The sequence below is a fragment of the Burkholderia sp. Bp8994 genome, assembly GCF_003853805.1.
Lineage (GTDB): Bacteria > Pseudomonadota > Gammaproteobacteria > Burkholderiales > Burkholderiaceae > Burkholderia.
Map to the genome: position 1 here is coordinate 142,921 of NZ_QTQH01000020.1, position 7,700 is coordinate 150,620.

Sequence of the window (7,700 nt, forward strand, 5' to 3'; positions counted from 1 at the left end):
GGACACAGGAACGCTTGCCTTGAATTCACCGCTTGAAGCCAACCCCGATGCCCGGCGTGACGCGTCGTCCGCCGGGCGCGTTCGTGCGCCCGAAGGCACCTTCGAGCTGAGCCGCAAGCGCGTCGACGAACTCGACACGATTTTCGGCGAAGGCGGACTGCTCGCGCGCGCGCTGGACGGCTATCACCCGCGCCAGTCGCAGATCGAAATGGCGCGCGCGGTCGCGTCCGCGATGGAGGCCTCCGCGCGCCGGATGCCCGAGCCGGAAATCTTCGAGACCCGCAAGCGGCCGGCGCGCCGCCTCGGCGAAGGCGACCAGGCGGCCGAGTCCGCCGCGGACGGCGCAGCCGCCGACACCGACGCCGGCGACAACACGCTGATCGTCGAGGCCGGCACCGGTACCGGCAAGACCTATGCATACCTGGTGCCCGCGATGCTGTGGGGCGGCAAGGTGATCGTGTCGACCGGCACGAAGCACCTGCAGGACCAGCTGTTCCAGCGCGACATCCCGACGGTGCGCAACGCGCTCGCGGTGCCGGTGACGGTCGCGATGCTCAAGGGCCGCTCGAACTATCTGTGCCATTACTACCTGCAGCGCACGGCCGACAACGGCCGCCTGCCGTCGCGGCAGGACACCGCGTACCTGCAGGAAATCGTCCGCTTCGCGAAGATCACGAAGAGCGGCGACAAGGCCGAGCTCGCGAGCGTGCCGGAGACGGCGCCCGTGTGGTCGATGGTCACGTCGACGCGCGACAACTGCCTCGGCCAGGAGTGCCCGCACTACAAGGAATGCTTCGTGATGCAGGCGCGGCGCGAGGCGCAGCAGGCCGACGTCGTCGTCGTCAACCATCACCTGTTCTTCGCGGACATCATGCTGCGCGACACCGGGATGGCCGAACTGCTGCCGAACGCGAACACGGTGATCTTCGACGAAGCGCACCAGCTGCCGGAAACGGCCACGCTGTTCTTCGGCGAGACGCTGTCGACCACGCAAATCCTCGAACTCGCGCGCGACACGGTCGCCGAAGGCCTGAGCCATGCGCGCGATGCGGTCGAGTGGGTGAAGCTCGGCGGCGATCTCGAACGTGCGGCGCGCGACCTGCGCCTCGCGTTCGCGAACGACCAGATCGTGCGCATGTCGCTCGCGCAACTGGGCGACGATCATCCGATGTTCGGCGCGCTCGATGCGCTCGAAGTGGCGCTCGATGCGCTTGCCTCGGCGCTCGCGAGCCAGGCCGAACGGGCGGAATCGCTCGGCGCGTGCCTGCGGCGCGCCCGCGAGCTGCAGGACCTGCTCGCGGGTTGGGTCGCGCCCGGTGCGGCGGAAGCGGCCGCGAAGGCCGACGCCGCCGCAGCAGGCGACAAGGCTGCCGCCGACGACCCGAACGAGAAGGTGCGCTGGGTCGAGGTGTTCGCACATACCGTCCAGCTGCACGAAACGCCGCTGTCGGTCGCGCCGATTTTCGCGAAGCAGCGCGCCGGCGTGCCGCGCGCGTGGGTCTTTACGTCGGCGACGTTGTCGGTGCGCGGCGACTTCACGCACTACGCGGCCCAGATGGGGCTCAGCTCGCGGCGCTCGATGACGCTCGCGAGCCCGTTCGATTATCAGACGCAGGGCCTGCTGTACGTGCCGCGCAACCTGCCGCAGCCGTCGTCGCCGGCGTTTACCGACGCCGTATTCGACGCCGCGCTGCCGGCGATCGAGGCGTCGGGCGGTGGCGTCTTCATGCTGTGCACGACGCTGCGTGCGGTCGACCGGATCGCGTCGAAGCTGCGCGACGTGATCGAGTCGCGTGGCTGGAACATGCCGCTGCTGGTGCAGGGCGACGCCAGCCGCACCGAGCTGCTCGATCGCTTCCGTTCGTACGGCAATGCGATCCTCGTCGGCAGCCAGAGCTTCTGGGAAGGCGTGGACGTGCGCGGCGACGCGCTGTCGCTCGTCGTGATCGACAAGCTGCCGTTCGCGCCGCCCGACGATCCGGTGCTGGCCGCGCGGCTCGACGCGCTGACCAAGAAGGGCTTGAGCCCGTTCGCGGTTCACCAGCTGCCGCAGGCCGTGATCACGCTGAAGCAGGGTGCGGGCCGCCTGATTCGCGCGGAGACCGATCGCGGCGTGCTGATGATCTGCGACACGCGGCTCGTCGACAAGCCTTACGGCCGCCGGATCTGGCAGAGCCTGCCGCCGTTCAAGCGCACCCGCGAGATCGCGGTCGTGCAGGACTTTTTCGACGAGCACCGCGCGGAAAAACGCGCATGACCGCCCCGCCGCCTGCTACGGGCGGCATCAACAAAAAACCCGGCTCGATGGCCGGGTTTTTTGTTGATGCACGGGCGTCGCTCAGAACTGCCACCACGACTTCTTCGTGCCGGGGCGCGAGTGGCCGGTGATGTACGGGCTGTCCGGGAAAGTCCCCGCGAGCACGCGCTTCGTGTCTTCCGCGAGCTCCGGCTGGTTCAGCTTGCCGTACGACAGGATCATGATGTGCAGCGCGTCCTCGATCGCCGGCGCGCCCTTGTAGTCCTTGATCGCGAGCTGCGCGCGGTTGATCGCCGCGACATAGGCGCCGCGCCGATAGTAGTAGTCGGCCGCGTGCACTTCGTGCGACGCGAGCGCGTTGACGATGTAGCGCATCCGGGCGGCGGCGTCCGGCGCGTACTTGCTCTTCGGGTAGCGGTCGACGACGACCTTGAACGCGTCGTACGATTCGCGCAGTGCCTGCGGATCGCGCTCGCTCATGTCCTGGCCGGAGAAGCGGCCGAACAGGCCGAGATCGTCGTTGAAGTGGATCATCCCCTTCAGGTAGTACGCGTACGGGATATCCGGGTGATCCGGGTGCAGCTGGATGAAGCGGTCGACGGCCTGGTCGGCGGCTGCCGCTTCGTTGTCCTTCCAGTTGCAGTACGCGACGTTGATCTGCGCTTGTTGCGCGAAATGGCCGAACGGATCGCGGCCTTGCAGCGATTCGAAATATTTCGCGCACTTGCCCCAGTCGCCGCCGGACAGTGCGTCCTGGGCCTCTGAGTATAATTTGTTGTTCGACCAGGTAGCCGTCTCGTCCTGCTTCTGCGGCAAGCCGTGGCAGCCGGCGATGAGGGCCGCGGCCGCTACCACCGCAGCTCGGGCGGTGACGGTTTTGGCCGTACGTTTGGTCGAATTCATCATGCTCGCATGTCCTAGCTTCAAGTCTCGGTGACCCAGTCTAAATGACCCGTTCAAGTTCGCAGAATGCCCCGCGGGGCAAGTCAAATCGCGAAGATTATAGCCCAAGCGATCGGCCCGCCGACGCTGCCTCGGGGGATTCCCCCGATGACGATCTGGCTGCAGGCGCGATGCAGCCGCCTGTGGTGCCGTCCGCGGCGGCCGACGAGGCGCCGCGCGTCGTCGAAGTGCCGCTGTCGCTGGCGGGTGAACGCCTCGACAAGGCGCTCGCCCAACTGTTCCCCGAATTCTCCCGCAGCCGCCTGCAGAGCTGGATCGAGGCGCAACGCGTGCTGGTCGACGGCGCGCCGGCGAAGATCCGCCAGCCGGTGCCGCTCGGCGCCAGGATCGAGCTCGTGCCCGACCTGCTGCCGGAGCAGCTGGCGTTCACGCCGGAGCCGGTGCCGCTCGACGTGATCTACGAGGACGACGCGCTCGTCGTCATCAACAAGCCGGCGGGCCTCGTCGTCCACCCGGCCGCCGGCAACTGGAGCGGCACGATCCTCAACGGCCTGCTGCACCGCTACGGCGACGCGGCGGCCGGCCTGCCGCGCGCGGGCATCGTGCACCGGCTCGACAAGGAGACGTCCGGCCTGATGGTGGTTGCGCGCACACTCGCCGCGCAGACCGACCTCGTGCGCCAGCTGCAGGCGCGCACGGTGAAGCGCCGCTATTTCGCGCTCGTGTGGGGCACGATGCCCGAGGACGGCACGATCGACGCGCCGATCGGCCGCGATCCGCGCGAGCGCACGCGCATGGCCGTCGTCACCGGCGCGTCGGGCAAGCCCGCGCGCACGCATTTCCGCACGGTTGACACATGCATGTGGCAACGTCAGCCGGTGTCCGCGATCCAGTGCGACCTCGAAACCGGCCGGACGCACCAGATCCGCGTGCACTGCTCGCATGTCGGGCATCCGCTGCTCGGCGATCCGGTGTACGGGCGCGCGCGCGGCAAGCGCTCGGTCGCGCCGCTGCCGGACGGGTTCGCGCGGCAGGCGCTGCACGCATGGCGGCTCGGCCTCGTGCATCCGGTCACGGGCAAGACGATGCAGTGGCGCTGTCCGTTGCCGGACGACATGAACGCGCTCGTCGCGGCGCTGGGCTTCGGGCAGGGCGACGAGGAATTCGACGACGAAGACGGTGTCTACGACGATGACGATTTCGCCGGCGGTTATCGGGATCACGACGAGGATCACGACGACGATTACGACGATGAGGAGGATTGAGTGCCGATGACGAACCTGGCGCCGTTGACGTGGCAGGACTGCGTGCAGCCCGACTGGCAGGTGGCGCCGCGCGTGCGTGCGCTGATCACGACGCGCGACGGCGGCGTGAGCGAAGGCCCGTACGGGCGCCGGCAGGACGGCGCCGCGTTGCCGGGCGGGATGAATCTCGGCCTGCATACCGGTGACGATCCGGCCCATGTCGCGGCGAATCGCGCGCGCCTGCTCGCGCTGGCGGGGCAGGCGCGCGCGGCATGGCTCGAGCAGGTTCACGGCGCGCAGGTCGTGCGTGCGGACGAGGTGATCGAGGCCGCGCCGGCTGGCTCGGCGCCCGTGCAGGCCGACGCGAGCGTGACCGACCGCACGGGGGCGGTCTGCGTCGTGATGGTCGCGGATTGCCTGCCGGTGCTGCTGTGCGATGCGCAGGGCCGGGCGGTGGGCGCCGCGCACGCAGGCTGGCGCGGGCTCGCGGCCGGCATCGTCGAGCAGACCGCGGCGCGCGTCGCGGCGCTCGCCGGCGGCGCGACGGATGCGCTGCATGCGTACCTCGGGCCCGCGATCGGCCCGCAGGCGTTCGAAGTCGGCGCCGACGTGCGCGAGGCGTTTCTCGACACCGCTCCGCAGTCGGAGCATGATGAGACGCGGCAAGCGTTCGTCGCGATCGACGGTGCGCCCGGCAAGTACCTCGCCGATCTCCATGCGCTCGCGCGCCTGCGCCTCGCGCGCGCAGGCGTGGCGCACGTGAGCGGCCGGCGCGCGTGCACGGTCAACGAACCCGCACGCTTCTATTCGTACCGGCGCGACCGCGTGACCGGCCGCATGGCGGCGGCGATCTGGCTGGCCGATTGAAAGCCGACTGAGGGCTGACCGCGTGCGTCTGCGCGCGCGGTTTGTTGCGTTGCGAAATCGGCTTATCTCGATATTGGCGAGGCAATGCGGCGTTGCATGGACAACCGAATGAATAATCGCGAAGTCAAGTCAATCAAAATGTTTTATGTTTCGCCGGAAGCCTTGTCCCGCCTGTTGCGCGCGGATTATCTTCGAGCAGAAATGTTCAGCGGTTTGATGCAACGCTTCACATGGGGAAAACGATAATGATAAAAATACCGCACTGCGGCAGAATCTGGAGACGCCTCTCCAGAGCATGACGGCCCGGCTCGCAACCGGCACGCCGCGCGCGAGCAGGATTTCACGATTGACGCTCACGAATCACCGGTAAGGCAGGTAATGACAGCATCGAAAAATTCGTCGACGTCCGCTCAGGCGGGCACTTCCACGGGCAGCATCGGATTCGGTCAGGCTACCCAGCCGATGCAGCAGATGTTCGAGGCATGGCTGAACGCGTGGCGCGGTTTCGCCGATCCTGCGCGCGCCGCAACGGCGTCGACCACCGCGAATCCATTCGCCGCATTCCAGTTCCCGACATCGGTTCCGTTCCAGATGCCGTCGATGCCCGATCTGGGCGCCTTCGGCGGCCTGGCATCGCCGTTCGCGGGGCTGAAGCTGCCGGTAGCCGCGATCCCGCCCGAACGGCTCCAGAAGTTGCAGGCCGACTATGCGCGCGACTGCATGACGCTGATGCAGCAGGCCGCCGCCGCGAAGCTCGAGTCGCCTGAACTGAAGGACCGCCGCTTCAGCGGGGATGCCTGGAAGGCGTCGCCCGCGCATGCATTCGCGGCCGCGTGGTACCTGCTCAACGCGCGCTACCTGCAGGAACTGGCCGACGCGCTCGAGACCGACCCGAAGACGCGCGAACGCATCCGTTTCTCCGTTCAGCAATGGACGGCCGCCGCGGCGCCGAGCAACTTCCTCGCGCTCAATCCCGACGCACAGAAATCGATCCTCGAGACGCAGGGCGAAAGCCTGCGGCAGGGGATGATGAACCTGCTCGGCGACCTGCAGCGCGGCAAAATTTCGCAGACCGACGAATCGCAGTTCGTGGTCGGCAAGAACCTCGGGTGTACCGAAGGCGCGGTCGTCTACGAGAACGACCTGATCCAGCTGATCCAGTACGCGCCGAAGACGGACAAGGTGTTCGAACGGCCGCTCCTGATCGTGCCGCCGTGCATCAACAAGTTCTACATCCTCGACCTGCAGCCCGAGAATTCGCTCGTCGCGCATGCGCTGTCGAGCGGCCATCAGGTGTTCCTCGTGTCGTGGCGCAACGCCGATGCGTCGGTCGCGCACAAGACGTGGGACGACTACATGAACGAAGGGCTGCTCGCGGCGATCGACGCCGTGCAGCAGGTCAGCGGCCGCGAGCAGATCAACACGCTCGGCTTCTGCGTCGGCGGCACGATGCTCGCGACCGCGCTGTCGGTGCTCGCCGCGCGCGGCGAACATCCGGCCGCGTCGATGACGCTGCTGACCGCGATGCTCGACTTCACCGACACCGGCATCCTCGACGTGTTCGTCGACGAGGCGCACGTGCAGATGCGCGAGCAGACCATCGGCGGCAAGAACGGCGCCGCGCCGGGGCTGATGCGCGGCGTCGAGTTCGCAAACACGTTCTCGTTCCTGCGGCCGAACGACCTCGTGTGGAACTACGTCGTCGACAACTACCTGAAGGGCCGCACGCCCGCCGCGTTCGACCTGCTGTACTGGAACAGCGACTCGACGAGCCTGCCGGGGCCGATGTACGCGTGGTACCTGCGCAATACCTATCTCGAGAACAAGCTCCGCGTGCCGGGTGCGCTGACGGTGTGCGGCGAATCCGTCGACCTGTCGCGCATCGACGTGCCGACCTTCATCTACGGGTCGCGCGAGGATCACATCGTGCCGTGGCAGACGGCCTACGCATCGACGTCGATCCTGACGGGCCCGCTGAAGTTCGTGCTCGGCGCGTCGGGTCACATCGCGGGCGTGATCAATCCGCCGGCGAAGAAGAAGCGCAGCTACTGGGTCAACGACAGCGACCTGCCCGCATCGGCGGACGACTGGTTTGCCGGTGCGACCGAGCAGCCCGGCAGCTGGTGGACGACCTGGGTCGAGTGGCTCGACCAGTACGGCGGCCGCAAGGTCGCGCCGCCCGCCAAGCCCGGGAGCGAGCAGTTCCCGGTGATCGAGCCGGCGCCGGGTCGCTACGTATTGCAGCGCGATTGACGAAAACCGGACAGCGGCGCACGCTGTCCGATGCACCGCAGTTTTTTTAACAGGGCCGGTAGCGATGCGCCGTGTCGTGCGGGCCCGGAGGAAACGGAAATGACGGACGTAGTGATCGTATCGGCCGCGCGGACCGCGGTCGGCAAATTCGGCGGCTCGCTCGCGAAGATCGCGGC

The 7,700-nt window shown here is 67.8% G+C and carries 7 protein-coding genes; 5 read left to right on the forward strand and 2 right to left on the reverse strand.

Annotated features, from left to right (window positions below; all coding sequences use genetic code 11):
- Window positions 1-19 precede the first annotated feature (19 nt).
- Window positions 20-2,257 (forward strand): ATP-dependent DNA helicase, encoded by a 2,238-nt coding sequence (locus DIE04_RS22440; protein WP_124486309.1) that lies wholly within the window; start codon window positions 20-22, stop codon window positions 2,255-2,257.
- An 81-nt stretch (window positions 2,258-2,338) separates the two neighbouring features.
- Here the strand turns inward: DIE04_RS22440 and DIE04_RS22445 are convergent, their stop codons facing one another.
- Entirely contained in the window at window positions 2,339-3,163 is an 825-nt protein-coding gene (locus DIE04_RS22445; RefSeq protein WP_124520226.1) for an outer membrane protein assembly factor BamD, read from the reverse strand.
- A 41-nt stretch (window positions 3,164-3,204) separates the two neighbouring features.
- Between DIE04_RS22445 and DIE04_RS22450 the strand changes: the two genes are divergently transcribed.
- The 4 genes from DIE04_RS22450 to phaC all read left to right on the forward strand — a co-directional run bounded on the left by DIE04_RS22450 (window position 3,205) and on the right by phaC (window position 7,524).
- The gene (locus tag DIE04_RS22450; RefSeq protein WP_124520228.1) at window positions 3,205-4,425 is read left to right on the forward strand and encodes an RluA family pseudouridine synthase; all 1,221 of its coding nucleotides are present in this window, start codon (window positions 3,205-3,207) and stop codon (window positions 4,423-4,425) included.
- A 6-nt stretch (window positions 4,426-4,431) separates the two neighbouring features.
- On the forward strand, window positions 4,432-5,271 hold the full coding sequence (gene pgeF, locus DIE04_RS22455) for a peptidoglycan editing factor PgeF (RefSeq protein ID WP_124520229.1): 840 nt from the start codon (window positions 4,432-4,434) through the stop codon (window positions 5,269-5,271).
- A gap of 108 nt (window positions 5,272-5,379) precedes the next feature.
- The gene (locus tag DIE04_RS29850) at window positions 5,380-5,517 is read left to right on the forward strand and encodes a hypothetical protein (RefSeq protein ID WP_185500397.1); all 138 of its coding nucleotides are present in this window, start codon (window positions 5,380-5,382) and stop codon (window positions 5,515-5,517) included.
- Between the two features lie 132 nt (window positions 5,518-5,649).
- On the forward strand, window positions 5,650-7,524 hold the full coding sequence (phaC, locus tag DIE04_RS22460) for a class I poly(R)-hydroxyalkanoic acid synthase (protein WP_124520230.1): 1,875 nt from the start codon (window positions 5,650-5,652) through the stop codon (window positions 7,522-7,524).
- Here phaC and DIE04_RS29970 read toward each other — a convergent pair.
- Window positions 7,503-7,700, reverse strand: a 198-nt coding sequence (locus DIE04_RS29970; protein ID WP_221621952.1) for a hypothetical protein, incomplete at its 5' end; no start/stop codon positions are given. The genes phaC and DIE04_RS29970 overlap by 22 nt on opposite strands.